This is a genomic window from Shimia sp. Alg240-R146 (genome assembly GCF_947331465.1).
Classification (GTDB): Bacteria; Pseudomonadota; Alphaproteobacteria; order Rhodobacterales; family Rhodobacteraceae; genus Shimia.
The window spans coordinates 729627-745234 of sequence record NZ_CAMZOK010000001.1; the positions used below are offsets into that span (position 1 = coordinate 729627).

Here is a 15608-nt window from a genome sequence, read left to right on the forward strand (position 1 = left end):
TCCCGATTAAGGTTAATGAAAGTTAAGGTTAATGAGCATCTGGTGCCCGCCCGCGCTCATTTGCAAGAGAGACATTTCTTCATGGTTAATGGAGGCAATTGCCCGTCTACATTGGCTCGGCGGCTGACTGCTCTTAAGACTTAAGCAATCCCGATCGTGTAGAATTTCACCATATTTGTTTGGGATTTTGTGATGCGTATTGAGTTTTCCGGCTTGCGCAAGTCTTTAAGTGTATTGGCCATTTTATTGATGAGCAGCGGCTGCATAGGTCCGCATGCCACGTTAGCGCCGTCCGTTGCGCAGCCCGACACTCGCCCAGCGCGTAATTTTACATCGTTTTCGCAGGCGCTTGGTTGCATGGACCAGCTTTTGGCGCAATCGGGCAAGGGGTCGGTTCTAATTTCGTCCTCTGGCTTTCCTGATGAAACAGACGATATCGACGTTGGTGCAGACGATATGTTGATTAACGCGATCAATCAGATGAATCGCAGCAAGCCACGGTATGTTTTCCTTGATCAGGCACGAATTTCGGGGTTCGGTCAGTTGGAAATTGTGACCACACGCAAAAAGGACGAGATCAAACCGCGACTTTATGTGCGTGGATCCATCAGCCAGGTCGATGATGAACCTTCCGACAACGCTCTGACTGTTGGGTATAACAGAGGTGGAGAAACAGGCATCACTGACACCTACATTCGCGGCTCTCGCAGTCTCTCGGTGGTTTCGGTCGACATGCATTTGGTCGAGTTTCCCAGTCGACGGGTGTTGCCGGGGGCGTCCGTTGCCAATTCTATGGTGGTTACAAAACGGCGGTTCGAAGCGGGTGCATTCGGGATAATTCAGGCAGGCACTTTCGGTAGTCCCTTGCGGATTGAGCGGGTTGAAAGTCGCAGCCAAGCTGTACGCAATTTGATCGAAGTTGGTGCGATCGAACTGTTGGGGCGTCACGCCGGGGTTCCATTTTGGACCTGCTTGGATGCGCCGACAACCGATGCGAAAAATAACGAAGCGCATGAACGCCAAACCCGCAAAGGTTCAGAGGCCGCGCGTATCGCCGAAGCTCAGGATCATTTGACCCGCCTTGGCATGCTTCGTGGAGGTGAGAACGGCGTGCTGGATGCGCAAACCCGGCGGGCTCTGAGTACCTTTCAAGGACAGCACAATCTGCTGCCTAATGGCGTTGTCGATTTTGATACGCTGCAGGAACTGCGTCGTCTGGCGGGACTTAAAGTGCCAGCAGGGTCAAATATATCTTTGACGCCGCAGGTCAAAAAGCCTTCTCCTGTTGTCGTATCTGCCAAACCACCCAAGACCCGCCCGCTGCCAGCAGTCCAGCCCGAACCCACAATCGCGCCGTCCCGAGACCCGGAATGTATTGAAGAAGGTGATTGCAAAGAAGTGTACAAGAACCTGTATCACTTTCTTAAAACACTGGAGAGTGGCGGGTAAAAAAAGGGCCCGCCTCGCGGCGGGCCAGCGTGTCTGGCGAGAGAGACGACACGCATCCAAGCGCGTTTAGGGACAATCCCGCGCCAGAATTTCTACACGTCTGTTAAAGGGTGAGCGGCCCGACATACCTGGCAGAGGGGTTCCTTCGCCATGAGCCGAAACTTCGCGAACGCGGGTCGCATCAGACAATCCGGCTCGAAGGGCAGAGGCGACGGCCTCCGCCCTTTTTTTTGAAAGGTCTTCGTTGCGATCTGAGGATCCGGTCGTGTCGGAATGCCCAATCAGATGCAAACAAGCGCGCGACATAACCGAGGTTTCCAGGACCTGCACCAAGGCGGCCAGTTGCAGTCGAGCGTCATCGTCCAAAACGGCGCCACCACGCGTGAAAAAGACGTGACTTTCGCGTGTTTCGTCGCTGATGGCTGTTGCTTGCAAGGCGGTCGGGGGCTCATCCGTGAGGGCACATTCCTCGCTTCTGACACCGTATTGCTCATATACGCGGGCGCAGAGTTCCTGTGGGGTCATGGCATTCACACCGGTGGCGTGGAAAGCGCAGAGAACAAGCGGGAATCCCGCAAAAAAATACGTGTTCATAAAAATCTCCTTGCCTCAATGGTTAAGCCAAAGCCGCTAACGAAGCATGAACGCATAGAGAACAAAAGTGGAAAAAATGTAGTCGCGTTTACCGAATCTTTGGGGATTGCCGCAAATCTGGACCGAAGTTTTTGAGTTACAGATTTAGGTGATTTTATGGGTAGTGACCCAGCAATTGTTCATCGGCATACGTGGATAGATGCGCTGCGTCTGTTTGCAGGTCTGTCGATGGTGGGGCTGCATTTGACGGCGGACCCAAACGGTCAACCCTTTGCAGACGCAACGGCTCAGGAGCGATTGGTCCCGATGCTGCTAAGGGCAATTTTGTACACTGCCCGCACCGAGCTCTTTCTGATGATCTCCGTCCTATTGTTACTGATGTCGTTAGATCGGCGTTCGCGCAGTTATAGTGACGTGATGCATCAACAGGCCCGACGGCTGCTTGTGCCTTTTCTGTTTTGGACCGGCTTCTACGCGCTCTACGGCTTGATAAAGGCTCAGGCGTTTGGGTACTTTGCGAACGAGATTGCCCGGGTGACAGACCCTACTCGTTGGGTCGGATTTTTGGTGTTGGGTGATGTGAAGTATCACATGCACTTCGTGCCTACTTTGTTTGCACTTTTGCTGTTCTTTCCTTTGTTTCGCGTTGCGGAACGGCACCCGATTTTTGGCCTTTCTGTCATTGTGACACTTCTTGTTAAGCGTCATGTCGAAGGGGTCGTTTATTCAGAGCTCTGGGCAAGCGACGCTCTGCCTTTTGTGGTGCGACTGGTCAAGGTTACGACCTATGTTGGGTATGGTATGGCAGCGGGCGCCGTTCTTGGACTCTGGCGCGGTGTGTCGGCGCAAGATCGCGTCAGATGGGTGCCGACATTGGCGCTGTTCGCAAGTTTTCTGTTCGTTTTTAAGCTGATTTCCACGTGGCATGTGGTTCAATCCGGCGCTTGGGATTTCACCTATGAGCCACGGTATTGGGCGGATTTTTTGATGCCCGTGCTCTTGTTGCTGATGTGCATGTGCCTCGCCGAGCGGTCTTGGCCAATGTGGATTTCTCAGGTGTCCAAGTATTCCTTCGGCATCTATCTTTGTCATCCGATTTTCTTGGATGTGGCAGAGATCTTTCTGCGCACATTTGCGGTGTCGCCAGCTGTGCAAGTGTTCGCAAAGCTCGCTTGGACGCTGCCTGCAACGTGCGGTTTTGTTTTCATTCTTTCCAGAATTCCTGCGCTCGCTTGGACGATAGGGCTCGGCCCTTTGCCGCGCCTTCGTCGCGTTCAAGACGCACAATTTTATTCATAATAGGAGATAGAATATGCTCACAAATTGCGAAGACATTGGACAGATTTCCATTCTAAAGATCGCAAGCAGTCGATTGACGGCGGCTGATCTTGGCCCTTTGAAAAGTGCGACGGACCGCATGTTGGACCGGGGACGGAACACAATTTTGCTGGATCTTGGAGGTGTCCGTAGGGTTGCGCGTTCCGGGCTCGCAGCGCTGGTGGAGTTGCAAAGTGCCATGCCGCGCACCTCAAAGTTGGCGTTCTATGGCGCCCGGCCCCATGTGGCGGGGGAGATCATGCGATGCCCTCTGTCGTCTCTGCTTAGCTATCACGAAACACGTGAGGCCGCATTGAACACACCGGAGGTTCTCCAGCAACGGCTCGCTGGCCTCAAGGCTGTTATCCTCTGTGCGGGCGCCGGTACCAGAATGCGTCCTTTGTCGCACGAGACACCTAAACCGATGTTGGACATCGCCGGAAAGCCGGTTCTGACGCGAGTTATGGATCATCTGGGTCGGTTCGGTATCCGGGATTTTATCCTCAACCCTGGCCATCACGCGCCATGCATCCATCATGCATTTGCGACAACGGCAAGACGCTCTGTTCAGTACGTGAATGAAGGTGGATACGTTGGCGGAACATGGCATCCCGCGCCGATGGGGTCAGCGTCTACTTTGGTGCGCCTGCAGACACGCCAAACCGCATTTGAAGATGATTTCGTGGTGCTTTGTGGAGACGCGATCACCGACATTGACATGTGCGGGCTTGTTGATGCGCACCGCGCGTCCGGTGCAGAAGTGACAATCGCGGCCCAGCATGTCCCGCGTGAGGAAACCGGGAAGTATGGCGTCCTTGTTACGAATGCGACGGGCAAAGTGCTCGAGTTTTGCGAAAAGCCATCTCCTCGGGACGCGCGCTCCACTTTGGTCAGTACGGGCATCTATGTGTTCAGCCCTCGCGCCTTGAAAGGGTTGCCGGATCGGGCAGGTTTTGACATCGGCAACGATCTGTTGCCCCGAATATTGGCGCGAGGCGGTTCAATACAAACTTATGACGCCCCATTTGTGTGGGCGGATCTTGGCAATGCCAAAGACTACTTTGACACCCTCGAACGGGTGATGAAGGGGGAAATTCCGGGCACGACTCCTGCGGGCGCGCTTGACCGAAACGGGGTTTGGGTGTCGCCGTCCGCCAAAATATCGCGTCGCGCGGTTGTGATTGGCCCTTGTTATGTTGGCCCCGGCGCTGAAATCTGCGCGGGCGCGCACATCGAAGGACCGACAGTGGTCGGTGCTGGCGCCAAGATCAGCGGCCGAACGGTTCTCAAAAACGCGATTGTTCAGCCGGATACGCTCGTAAGCTCGGGCACGTGGGTCTCGGATATGATTGTCGGTCAGGATTGGGCTTTGAACATTGACCAGAACACAGCACTTCCCCAGACTATTCAACCGCTGGAAGGCGTGTTTTCAACTGCGAAAATCGCGTTGCCGGACGAGGACATGCGTCTGACTCAAGGGCTCATGGGATGAGAGGCGCTGTCTGGGCACTAGCTGCGGTCGCCGCCCTCTTGACGGGCGGCGCTGTCGCGGCAGAGGACCGGTTTTGGATTCTGTGGGAACGCATTAACTTCATTGGCCAGCATTGTCCTGACGGGGCCAGCTGTCTTGTGAAAAAGTCTTATACCAGCCGACCTCTGGAAACCGAGAACGAAGCCTTTATCTACCGACTTTTCGGTGTAAGCGGCGGAGGTTCCAACAGAGCGTTTGCGGTTGGTGAGCACCCCGATGCGCCCACCGTCTGTTCCGCCAATCAATCAAGCCTGACGTTGGGGTTTGATCCGGAGGCTCTTCCAAGGTCGGAAAAGGTAGAGGTGCTCCGTGGAGTGAAAGCCGTCCATGTGGATCTCACGGGCCTGCGTTCGCCCCCAGGGTTTTCCGATGGTTTCGGAGAAAGAGTGCATCAAAGGTTTGTCAGGATCCTGACAGGCGCAGGCATTCGCGTGGTGGACAAGGATGCGGTCGCACACCTTCCGGGTCAGCCGGTCATGAATCTCTACTTTTCGTTCACCGACCCCGATCATGATTGCGACTATGAATACTCGGTTTTTGCATCGCTCAGCCAGAATGTGCTTTTGGCTCGGGATCTAAGGATAAAGATCCCAGCAGGTGTCTGGTCATTTTCAACTGGCAGTACCGAAAAGGACCATACCGGCACGGAGGAAGACGCGATTTTGCGCATTGCCGAGGCGTTTGTGCGTGATCACAGCAGGGTCAATAACCGTTGACTGCAGCCACATTTTTTTCCGAAATTGGAAGCCCGTAGATGTCCGAGATTTACTTTCGACAGTTCGAAAATCGTACGCCGCCCGCAATGCCCGCAATGTCGCGGACACAGGAAGTCCGTTGGCATTTTTTGGCAGGAATGTCGGTTGCAATTGGACTGTGGTATCTGGTCTGGCGCTGGGGGACATCTTTGAACCCGGACGCATGGTGGTTTTCGGTCATTGTTGCGAGCGCCGAGACGTTATTTTTCCTTGGGACGCTGTTGTTTTTCTACGACATTTGGCGTGAACAGGACACGCCTCAACGACTGCCGCCTTCAACGCGTAACGAAGCGCAACTGGACGGAGAGCATGGGCCAATTGGGGTCGATGTGTTTATCACAACATACGACGAAGAATGCGCCTTGGTCGCTCCTTCGATTGTTGCGGCCAACAACTTGATCGTGCCTGATAATATAGCCGTGCGTGTTTACCTTCTGGATGACGGCAATCGGACCGGGATGGCAAAAATCGCGAAGGAATTTGGTGTCACCTACTTAAGCCGTGACACAAACTTGGGGTTCAAGGCCGGCAATCTGCGCAACGCGCTTTTTCAGTCTCGCGGTGACTTTGTGGTTATTTGCGATGCAGATACCCGACTGTTTCCAACGTTTCTGCAGAACACGCTTGGTTATTTCCGTGATCCGAAAGCGGCCTGGGTGCAGACGCCCCATTGGTTTTACGACATCCCGGAAGGAGAACGCTGGGAGCACTGGGGTGCTCGGCATGGTGGCCGTTTCTTGGCCAAGTGCTCGTATTTTTTTCGGTTCGTTTCTGGAAAGCTCCGCGCCGGGGCCGATCCGTTTTTGTCAGACCCAAGGGTGTTTTTTGACGTGATCCAACGCAGGCGCAATCGCCACGGCGCTTCGTTTTGCTGTGGTGCAGGTTCAATCCATAGGCGTGAGGCAGTGTTTGAGCAGGCGATGAAGCGCAAGGCGCGCGATACACGCGCCTTGGCTCAAAACTTTGGGGACTCATCGCCGTCTGCGGCGATGCCTTGTGTTCCACTCGAGCCCTATCGATTTCATGTGTCAGAAGACATTTATACGTCAATTCTGATGCATGCCGACCGCGAGTCGAACTGGATTTCGGTTTACCATCCAAATGTCGAAGCGCGTATGCTTTCGCCCTGGTCGATGAAGGCTTGGGCCTCGCAGAAACTTAAATACGCGGGCGGCACTTTTGACATTATGCTGCGCGACAATCCAATTTTCCAGCGCGGTATGCGTTGGCAAATCAAACTGCATTACGCAGCGACATTCGGATCATACCTTTCTGTGCTCTGGGCTCCGGTTTTGCTTTTGGCACCTGCCTTTGCCCTCGTTACTGGATTGTCCCCCATCGCAGCCTTTACGCCTGCTTTTTTCGCTCATTTCCTGCCCGCCATTCTGGTTTCGGAATTGGCCATACTTGCCGCCTGCAAGGGGCATGACATTGGTGCTGGAAGGGCACTTGGGATGGCATCGCTTCCGATAAATCTGCGCGCACTTTCCCTGGTTTTACGCGGAAAGAAACCACAGTTCCCTCCGACCTCCAAGAAACCCGGCGAAAGCGAAGGGTGGCGCTATATCCGAGCACATCTTGTCCTGTTGGGAGTGTTGGCGTTTGCGGGGGTGTTTGGTTGCGTACAAGGCCTCTGGGGTGAGGCTGGGTACGGTACATCGATGCTGTGGGTCAACTTGTTCTGGCTGGCGTGGAATATGTCTTTGTTGGGACGATTGGCCCTAGCGGCTTTATGGCGGCCGGACATCGCCATTGCCGCCGCTCAAATTTCCAAAGGATCGGAGACGTCTGATGATTTCGACACCGCACCAGTTTAAGAACCGCGGCAGCTTGGTTTTTCTCGGAGGGTTGGCTTTGGCTGCCGGCCTCGCCCTTTATTCCGAAACTAATTTTTCGCTTGAAGGGGGCAGAAGATTTTTAGAACCGCTCCAACTCGCGGAGGTGCCCGCAAATGCGTCACAGGTTTTGTCAGAGGAAGACTTGGAAGACGCGGAGGTGGCTTGGCGATATTTCGAACAGAATTTTCGACCCGAAACCGGCCTCGTGGATTCTGTTTCCGGCTTCCCGTCGACAACGCTTTGGGATCAGGGGAGTTATTTGCTCGCATTGCTATCGGCGCGTGGTCTCGACATCATCAGTGAGGCCCGGTTTCAAAACAGGAGCTCTGCTTTGCTGGACGCGTTGGAGCAATTGGAGCTGTTCGAAGGTCGATTGCCCAACAAGGTGTATCACACCGAAACTTTGGAAATGGTCACTTATGAAAACAGCCCGTCTGCGGAAGGCATCGGCTGGTCTGCGCTGGATTTGGCACGTTTATTGATGTCGCTCCGCGTTTTGGAGATGCGCCGCCCGGATGTAGGCCCCCGCATTCGGGCCCTGCTGGCGACATGGGATTTGAACGCAATGACCGGTCAAGGCCGACTATATGGCGCGACGCGTGAAGCCGGTGAGACAGTGTATTTGCAGGAGGGCCGGATAGGGTATGAGCAATATGGCGCGCGCGCAGCCGCGCTTTGGGGGTTGGACGTCCTGGAGGCTAGCAGCGCGCGGACAATTATGGATTGGACAAAAGTGTCCTCAGTTGAGGTCCCAGTCGACATCCGTCGCGCGCGCCAATTTGGCGCTATAACACCAACGTTAAGTGAGCCTTACTTGTTGCAGGCATTTGAGCTAGGCTTGAACGCCGAAGGCAGGCTGTTGGCTAGTCGAATTTACAAGGCGCAGGAAGCGCGCTTCGACCGAACTGGCAAGATTACAATGGTGTCAGAGGATCACATCGATCAGGCACCACATTTTCTGTATAGCTCGGTTTTCAGCAATGGCGATCCTTGGGCGGTCGTGGCGGAAACAGGAGCGCGTTACGACGAGTTGCGCTCGGTGAGTCTGAAGGCTGCATTTGGGTGGGACGCACTATTAGGGACCGATTATACGCATCAGGCGCGCTCGTATCTGCAGGAGCTGAAACGCACCGACGGTTGGGCCACTGGACGATATGAAGCTGATGGCCGAGTAAACGAGATCGTGACTCTCAACACCAATGCGGTTGTACTCGAAGCGATGCATTTCATTGCAAAAGGTCCCCTCTCGCAAAATTGAAACACACGACTGTCAGATCTATGCGCCCAAAGGCGCGTATACCTGACACTCGGCCGGCGCACGCCCGTGTCCAAGTGAGCGGCCTTTTGTGAATGAGAGCGCTGCTAAAAGTACGATCTTATGCGCTCAATCGAGGGACGTACCACAGAAATGAGAGTGGAGTCCGCAAGTTTTGCCGTGATTGTGGATCGCCCTAAACCGCCACGTAAATGTGAAACAACTTGTTGCATATTGCCGGTCTTCAAGCTGTCCAAGCGGAGTTCCAGTCCAACCAGTGCCAGAGGTTCGCCGGCGTCCGACGTGAAGACCCTCTGAATGCCCGTTGCATGAGCTGCCAACGGAGGCTGCGTACTGGGTAGACCGGAAAATCGAACAAATACCCGTGCGCCTTGAGGCAACAATTCTGCCTGATTTATTGGCATGGTCATTGTTGCACTGTAATGCCCTGGCAGCTCAGTCTCCAGATGCACCAAAGTGGTGTCTGCAACAAATCCTTCGTGCAGTGGAAGATGCCTTACACGAGTAACCCTACCAGGCTGTGGGGCTATCAGATGAGGCGTTTTGTAGTAGCTTTCAAAAAAGCTGATTTTTCGATTGAGGTCGCGAGCTTCGATTTCCAGACTGCGCACATCGGCTTGAACTTTTCTGTCTTGCGACAAGACTTCTTCCGCCATTTCCAAATCCAGCTCAGCCACTGCGGCATCCAGAGCCCCACGTTCGATCGCGGCGCGTAGCGATAAAACGCGGCGGAATGCAGGTGGGGTCAGTCGCAGTCTTTCAAGGGCCTCGCGATGTGTGATGGCAGCACGCGTTGATAGTTCCTGCCGGGTTTGCGTCAACCTTTCGCGTGCAAGAGCGTTCTCGCGGTGCCGCAGGCGACAGCGACGCAATGCTGCTTTGGCCTCTAAGTTGGCCCCGTTTTGCGAGTCGGTTTCTTCTACGGGAAGGCGCAACGTCATCGCGCTGCTCAACAGGCACTCCCGCTCTAGGGCGTTCACGGCCGCCACAGATCTTAGATGCGAAATTTGACCTTCCAATTGCTTCTGGTCAAAAAGTGCAACTCGCTGCCCCTGTTTTACATCTTCGCCTTCATGAACCAACACTGCTGCAAGCGGAATTTGGGCCGGAAGCACAAGGGGCTGGCGCGAGAGTGTTGGGTCAAATTGGCCTTGGAACTGGCGCGTATCGGAAAAGGTAACCGCTTCGGAAAACAACACTCCGCTCACCGCCAACAGGCCGGCTGTCGAAACGGCCCATCCGAGCCACAACACACCTTTGGCATTGGTTCGGCGCGGTGCGCGCGGATCAATGGACGGTCGTGTCATCTTTGCTCGCCTTGCTTTGGGTCTGTTTTCGCGGATCGTAGGTTTTTACCGACACTTGAAGGGTGCCTGCTTCATCGTCGTTGGAGGCCTCAACTTCGAGCGCGTCCCGGATGATTTTGGCGAGAGGCGAGAGGCGTTCACCTTGAACAGAGGTCTTTGCGGCGGCGCGAGCTTTGGACATTGCACCGCTGGACAGAGACAGGCTCGGGTCCGTGAGCGTAAGGAGGCAGTGACCCGAGAAGTGTTTAAATCCAAAGGAAATTTTATCCAAATCCGCATCTCGTTTCGATGCCATCGTACATGCGACGGATAGCATTTCGTTTGCAATCATGCAGATCGCGCGGCGGTTTGCTTCGTCGCCGTCCCGACGAAAGTGAGAGCTGAGCCAGGCATCCAGTGCCTCTTCGCTTTCCAGCTCTCTTTCGGTGACAAACTTGTTCCAACCCGTGGATTGGCGAGCGCGAATTTCGCTGCTTTCTGCGTATTCGATCAAGCGCCCGTTTTGCATGACGAGGATCTTGTCGCACATGTCGAGAAGTTGCCGGCTGTCGGTAACAAAAATGCCGATTCCCCCGAGCTTTGTGTCTGCCAAAACACGATTGCCTAAAGCCCCAATAAGTTTCTCTGAGGCACCGTCTTCCGGACGGTCAAACAAATACAATCGAGGTCGAAGTGCCAGCGCCCGGGCAAAGGACATGGCTTTTTGTTCGCCAGCCGACAATTGGGTCACATCCTGAGTATGTGTGATGTGATCGACCGTATCGGTCGTGAAAACCAATGATTTTAAAATTCGTCGGGCCCTTTCCTGGCGGCTGGCATCGCCAAAACAGGTTAGATTGTCGTTGCCGCCGCCGGGCACCACCGATGGCTGCGGAGGAATGTGAACGGCTGAAAATTCTTGTTCACGCCCGCTGCGGTCCCAAAGGTTTGTACCATTGAGCACCACTCGACCGGTGATGTGCAGCGCAGCCAAGTCATGTGGGGCAAGGATGGCGCGCATCAATGTTGATTTTCCCGCGAAGCTGTCGCCGGTAATCCCAACAAGACTGCCTGGTTCGATGGAGAAGGACACGGAAGTTAGCAACGCTTTGCCATCGGAGGTGCGGGCGCTCAGCTGGCTTACGTAAAGACCTGTTTCAGGATCTTCTCCTGACTCAGAGTCTTCAGCTGGAAGGAGAGTTACAGATGATGCGCGCCCTTCCAATTCCGGATCAGATTTCGCTGTTTGGCGGGCAAATGCGGCAAATGAATCCACTGACCAATACGTCAACAACCCGATCGCCGCGATAGCGGACGGGGCCAGAACCCCACGCGCAACCAGCCAACTGGCGACCGCGCTGCCCCCGACAAGTGCGCCAAGACCTAGCGCTGTTTGAAACCCTTGCAATAAAGCGGCATCGCGTGGTTTTGCATTTGCCAATTCGAGCGCACGTTGATCGCGACCACCAAGGAAAGAGGGAGCCTCTTGGGAGATGAACTCCCACAATGGCTCTGGTCGAAACGTTTTGCCACCTATGTGGCAAGTCGACCACGCCAAAAGCGCACCAATAACAAAAGGTAGCGCCAAGTAGGGGTGCAAGAGTGCGAAAACCACTCCGGAGAAAACCCCTAGTAGAGCCTTTCCGGCCACTTGATTCCGGTTTCGAATGTAGCGAAAGCCAGCGAGGGCGCGTGCGTGGCCCACCTCAAAAATCAATATGCCTACGATAGGCACAAGCGCGCCGGTCACCAGCAAAGCCGCGACGATTTCCTGTCCCTGCATGGCGACCAAATCAAAAAGAAAAACCGAGAAAATTGCCACCGCAAACAGACAGACGCCGCCGCCAAGTGAAAACAATGTGGAAAGCAACAATGCCCAAAACGGCGTCGCCCGGTCGCGAAACCGCACGGGCGCCGGGTCAGAAGCATTTAGTGATTCAAGGGAAACAGCCGGAATTCTCCGGTCGGGTGAACTATCTGACATAAACAAAAACCTCAAATGTGGGTCTGTTTTACGGCAGAGGAGTTAAGAAAGCTTTTCAGTCTTCCCCAACAGAGGCCCCGATCCTGAGGATGGCGGCCGTGATTCGAGTTGTTGGATAGCCCGATTCAATAGGGATATTTTTATAGGTGTCTGTAAATAAAAGAATATAACCGATTTTCGTTGTTGGTTTCTCTTTGTTAACGCGTTTGCTGTTTTATGAATGCATTCCTTCTGGAGTGTTTTTATGTTGCGTTTTTTTGGGTTTTCCAAAAGGTCTCCGCTCGCTGGCATCGTGACCTTTTTTGTTGCTGTTTTTGTGCTTGGCGGGGCGACCTACACTGTTGGCATTACCGCCCGACAGGTGTTTCTCGCCCAAGAAGAGGAAATTATTCCGGTTATTGCGGGCAGCGAACTTGATGACATCCCAGCGTTGATGCGAGGCAATCTGGCCAGTGTTACGACCAGCGTAATCAAAGGCGAACAAAGAAGGCAAAAGCCCCCCCGCATGTGTGAGATGCCGCAAGACTATTTTGAGCGGCAGGACTTTGCGCCTCATGCGGCGCAGGGATATGATCGTCACAATTCCTACGTCCGCAAATATCGTACTCGCCGTGGGTTTCTGAATGAACGAGAACTGCGTGCGGCCAAGGTTGCCTGGCATTATTTTGAGACTTTCACCCAAGAATCCACAGGTCTTGCAAATTCTGTCGGAAATTACCCCTCCACGACACTTTGGGATACCGCGTCCTATATGGCTGGATTGCTCGCGGCTTATGAATTGTGTTTGATTGAAAAGCCTGAATTTGACCGGCGGACAACGCAACTCCTGACGACAATAAAAACTCTTGAGCTGTTCCGAAAGGAGATGCCGAACAAAGTGTACCACACCAAGACGGGCGCCAAGGTGGACTACACAAACAAGCCCGGTGAGATTGGGTTTTCCGCGCTTGATATTGGCCGTTTCCTAGTGTGGCTGCGCATTTACAAAAACCGTTACCCTTATCTGGCTAACACAATTGATTCCGTGCTTTTGAAGTGGGATTTTAGAAACGCAGTGGATAGCGAAGGTCTACTTTTCGGCGCCTACGTCGATAAGGAAACGGGTGAAACCATTTACGCACAGGAAGGTCGGCTGGGGTATGAGGAATACGCCGCAAAGGGCTTTGCCTTGTGGGGTTTCCGACCTCGCCTCGCGCATCGTGCCGAGCCGTTTTTGACAGCGTCCATTTTTGGCGTTCAAGTCCCTTACGATGGCAGAGATCCGCGAGTGTTTCACTCGCAGAATTATGTGGTGACGGAATCCTATCTGCAGGACGGTCTCGAATTCGGGTTTGATTTGCCGCAGGATGACAGTTCACCGGAATGGGTGCACACAGATGGGTGGCGGGCGGAGTTCGCAGATAGGATCTACCAAGTTCAGGAAAACAGATGGCGCCAGACGGGATTTCTCACTGCGCGCTCCGAACACAATGTCAAAGGTCCACCCTACTTCACCTACGACACAATTTTTTCTGACGGCTACCCTTGGAATACCGTCACACCGAGGGGCGACTATGTCCCCGACCATTCTGCGGTCGCCGCCAAGGCCGCTCTAGGGCTTTGGGCGCTTTGGGATACCGAGTATACGGACGTACTTTATGAGGCGGTCATTGAACTTTATGACCCGGAGAACGGAATGTACGAAGGGCTTTATGAGCGTGGTCAAGGTCGTGTGGCGATTTTCACGGCCAACAACAATGGCATCATCCTTACGTCTCTGCTTCACAAGGTTCAGGGGCCAATCTTGACGCCTTACACCGGCGAGACCGAGGTCTGGTATACGGCCTACCGAGATCAGGACACACGCGTCAATCGTAACTATCCTGATCCTCCGCAAAAGGAAGATTGGCTTCCGGCCCTGCGCCACTCTGTTCAAGAAAGGGCGGATTTCTAATGACATTTATTTCTAGACCAGTCGCGATTTTTCTTTGTCTTTTGCTGCCGGGAGCGCTGGGCGCGCAAACCAGTTTCGACGCAACAGAAAACCGAAGTTTCGCTTCTGAAAACGCGATCCTCGACACCGCCATTCCATTCGCGATTGGCGCGCGCGAGGCTCAACAAGCATTGCGGGGCTCCTTTGGCTGGCCGAACTTTCAAGAAGGTCTCGTCGAAGGGGTGTATTTTCGATTTGATCCAGATGGTTACGCGCGGTTTGCGCCCACCCCGAGATTGGACGTAGACGTCTTTGAGGTCATTTGTCGCCCAAGAACGTATTCCTGCGCCGCCCGAAAAGAAGGTTTTGAGATGTTCCTCACCGATCGGGGACAAATCCAGTTGAAGCTTGAGAACGTGGCTTCCGGCGATACGTTTCACGTTGTGGAAGGTGTGTCCGAGATACAAGTGCCGGTCCGAATTCTTCAGCCGTTGGATTTCCAGTTGGAAATGTTGCTTGCCTCAGGTGGCGATCTATCGGCGCGGCGCGGCGGCAACGAGGTTTTGCAAGTGTCCCTAAAAGGCTTTGCGGCGGTGACCGCCTATCTACGGTGGATTTCAGCACGGCAGGATTATGCGGTTTTGCCAAGAGGCTGGCCAGTGCCAAACGGCGCGACACCTGATATGGGCTCTACCGTCACACAATCGTCAACGTGGGCCTCTCCAATGCCGCAACCTCAGGCTCTTGCTCCTGCGGGTTCGCTGCAACATTTTCCGCAATTCACCCCTTCCTCCGATGAGGCAACTCAGTCCGAAACGGGTGCGTTGCGAGCAGAACTCGAAGAGCTAAAGCGACTGATGATACAAGGAAACCACCCAACTTCCGCGCGACAGACGCCGTCACCTGTCGTGGTACACACCACGACTCCAGCCGCGCCGCCAGCGCGCGATTTAGCCGTGCAAGAACTTCTCGCGACAATATCGGCCTTGCAATCTGATCTTGACGCGCTGAAAGCTCAGAGCCAGCCTGTGCCAATGGCAGATGAAGTGGCGATTGAACCGGTTGGTCAATCTACGGAGGCCGCGGCACCACTGCCGTTGAATGACACGGCAACAAATCTGCAATTCCTCATGGATAGCCTTGGTTTGGACATGCAAACCGCCGTCGCGGTCATTCAAATGGCACCTCAAATCGCCACGTCCCCACCCACCCCCGAGTCGCCGGCCGCGGGCAATTCAATAGGTGTGCTAAAGTCTTCTGACGTCGGGTTCGGAACGCCTCAAAATGTTGGGTCGCTGCACGGATCCAAACCTCCAACGCAAGTGTTGTACCAGACCGACGTTGTAGACCAGATCTTGGCTGAGATCGAAGAGGAGATCGTCAGACCCAGGCACGACGCAAATGACCCTAACGGCGCGGTCGATCGTCCAAGCATCGAAGACTATCAACTGCTTTCGCGTTACTTTGTATCCGTCGCCTTGCCAGCTTTGACAGCAATGGCGCAGAACCCTTGAGGATTGTGGCCAAGTTTGTCGGTCGGGATTGCTGTGGCGCTTAGGTAGGCCATTGAAACCGGTAAATAAAAAGCCTTGCGCCGGCGGCTAGGGACTGGATACTTCAGGGATCAACGCACCTCTTCCAAGGTCCTAATGCAACAGCGACGCTC

Annotated in this window: 12 protein-coding genes; 9 read left to right on the top strand and 3 right to left on the bottom strand. The window is 54.2% G+C overall.

The window, feature by feature from the left end; all coding sequences use genetic code 11:
- The first annotated feature begins 357 nt into the window (after positions 1–357).
- The gene (locus PG871_RS03420; RefSeq protein WP_270725971.1) at positions 358–1449 is read left to right on the top strand and encodes a peptidoglycan-binding domain-containing protein; all 1092 of its coding nucleotides are present in this window, start codon (positions 358–360) and stop codon (positions 1447–1449) included.
- A gap of 66 nt (positions 1450–1515) precedes the next feature.
- On the opposite strand, the gene PG871_RS03425 is transcribed toward PG871_RS03420, so the two are convergent.
- Positions 1516–2043, bottom strand: a complete 528-nt coding sequence (locus tag PG871_RS03425; RefSeq protein WP_270725974.1) for an OmpA family protein — start codon at positions 2041–2043, stop codon at positions 1516–1518.
- A 156-nt stretch (positions 2044–2199) separates the two neighbouring features.
- On the opposite strand from PG871_RS03425, the gene PG871_RS03430 reads away from it, so the two are divergent.
- From PG871_RS03430 to PG871_RS03450, 5 genes are all read left to right on the top strand, one after another.
- A complete protein-coding gene (locus tag PG871_RS03430; protein ID WP_270725976.1) occupies positions 2200–3342 on the top strand; it encodes an acyltransferase family protein in 1143 nt (380 codons plus the stop codon).
- Between the two features lie 13 nt (positions 3343–3355).
- Complete coding sequence (locus PG871_RS03435; RefSeq protein ID WP_270725977.1) at positions 3356–4852, top strand: sugar phosphate nucleotidyltransferase; 1497 nt, start codon at positions 3356–3358, stop codon at positions 4850–4852.
- Positions 4849–5607, top strand: coding sequence for a hypothetical protein (locus tag PG871_RS03440; protein WP_270725979.1), 759 nt, complete (start codon positions 4849–4851; stop codon positions 5605–5607). The genes PG871_RS03435 and PG871_RS03440 overlap by 4 nt, the downstream gene beginning before the upstream one ends.
- 137 nt (positions 5608–5744) lie before the next feature.
- A complete protein-coding gene (locus tag PG871_RS03445; protein WP_270725981.1) occupies positions 5745–7463 on the top strand; it encodes a glycosyltransferase family 2 protein in 1719 nt (572 codons plus the stop codon).
- Entirely contained in the window at positions 7438–8742 is a 1305-nt protein-coding gene (locus PG871_RS03450; protein WP_270725984.1) for a DUF3131 domain-containing protein, read from the top strand. Before PG871_RS03445 ends, PG871_RS03450 begins: the two co-directional genes overlap by 26 nt.
- Before the next feature lie 104 nt (positions 8743–8846).
- On the opposite strand, the gene PG871_RS03455 is transcribed toward PG871_RS03450, so the two are convergent.
- Both PG871_RS03455 and PG871_RS03460 read right to left on the bottom strand, forming a co-directional pair.
- Entirely contained in the window at positions 8847–9974 is a 1128-nt protein-coding gene (locus PG871_RS03455; protein ID WP_270725986.1) for a hypothetical protein, read from the bottom strand.
- 73 nt (positions 9975–10047) lie between these two features.
- A complete protein-coding gene (locus tag PG871_RS03460) occupies positions 10048–11322 on the bottom strand; it encodes an ATP-binding cassette domain-containing protein (RefSeq protein WP_270725987.1) in 1275 nt (424 codons plus the stop codon).
- A 375-nt stretch (positions 11323–11697) separates the two neighbouring features.
- On the opposite strand from PG871_RS03460, the gene PG871_RS03465 reads away from it, so the two are divergent.
- The 3 genes from PG871_RS03465 to PG871_RS03475 all read left to right on the top strand — a co-directional run bounded on the left by PG871_RS03465 (position 11698) and on the right by PG871_RS03475 (position 15456).
- The gene (locus PG871_RS03465) at positions 11698–11898 is read left to right on the top strand and encodes a hypothetical protein (protein WP_270725989.1); all 201 of its coding nucleotides are present in this window, start codon (positions 11698–11700) and stop codon (positions 11896–11898) included.
- 424 nt (positions 11899–12322) lie between these two features.
- The gene (locus PG871_RS03470) at positions 12323–13963 is read left to right on the top strand and encodes a DUF3131 domain-containing protein (protein WP_270725991.1); all 1641 of its coding nucleotides are present in this window, start codon (positions 12323–12325) and stop codon (positions 13961–13963) included.
- On the top strand, positions 13963–15456 hold the full coding sequence (locus PG871_RS03475; protein ID WP_270725993.1) for a hypothetical protein: 1494 nt from the start codon (positions 13963–13965) through the stop codon (positions 15454–15456). The genes PG871_RS03470 and PG871_RS03475 overlap by 1 nt, the downstream gene beginning before the upstream one ends.
- The last annotated feature ends 152 nt before the right edge of the window (positions 15457–15608 follow it).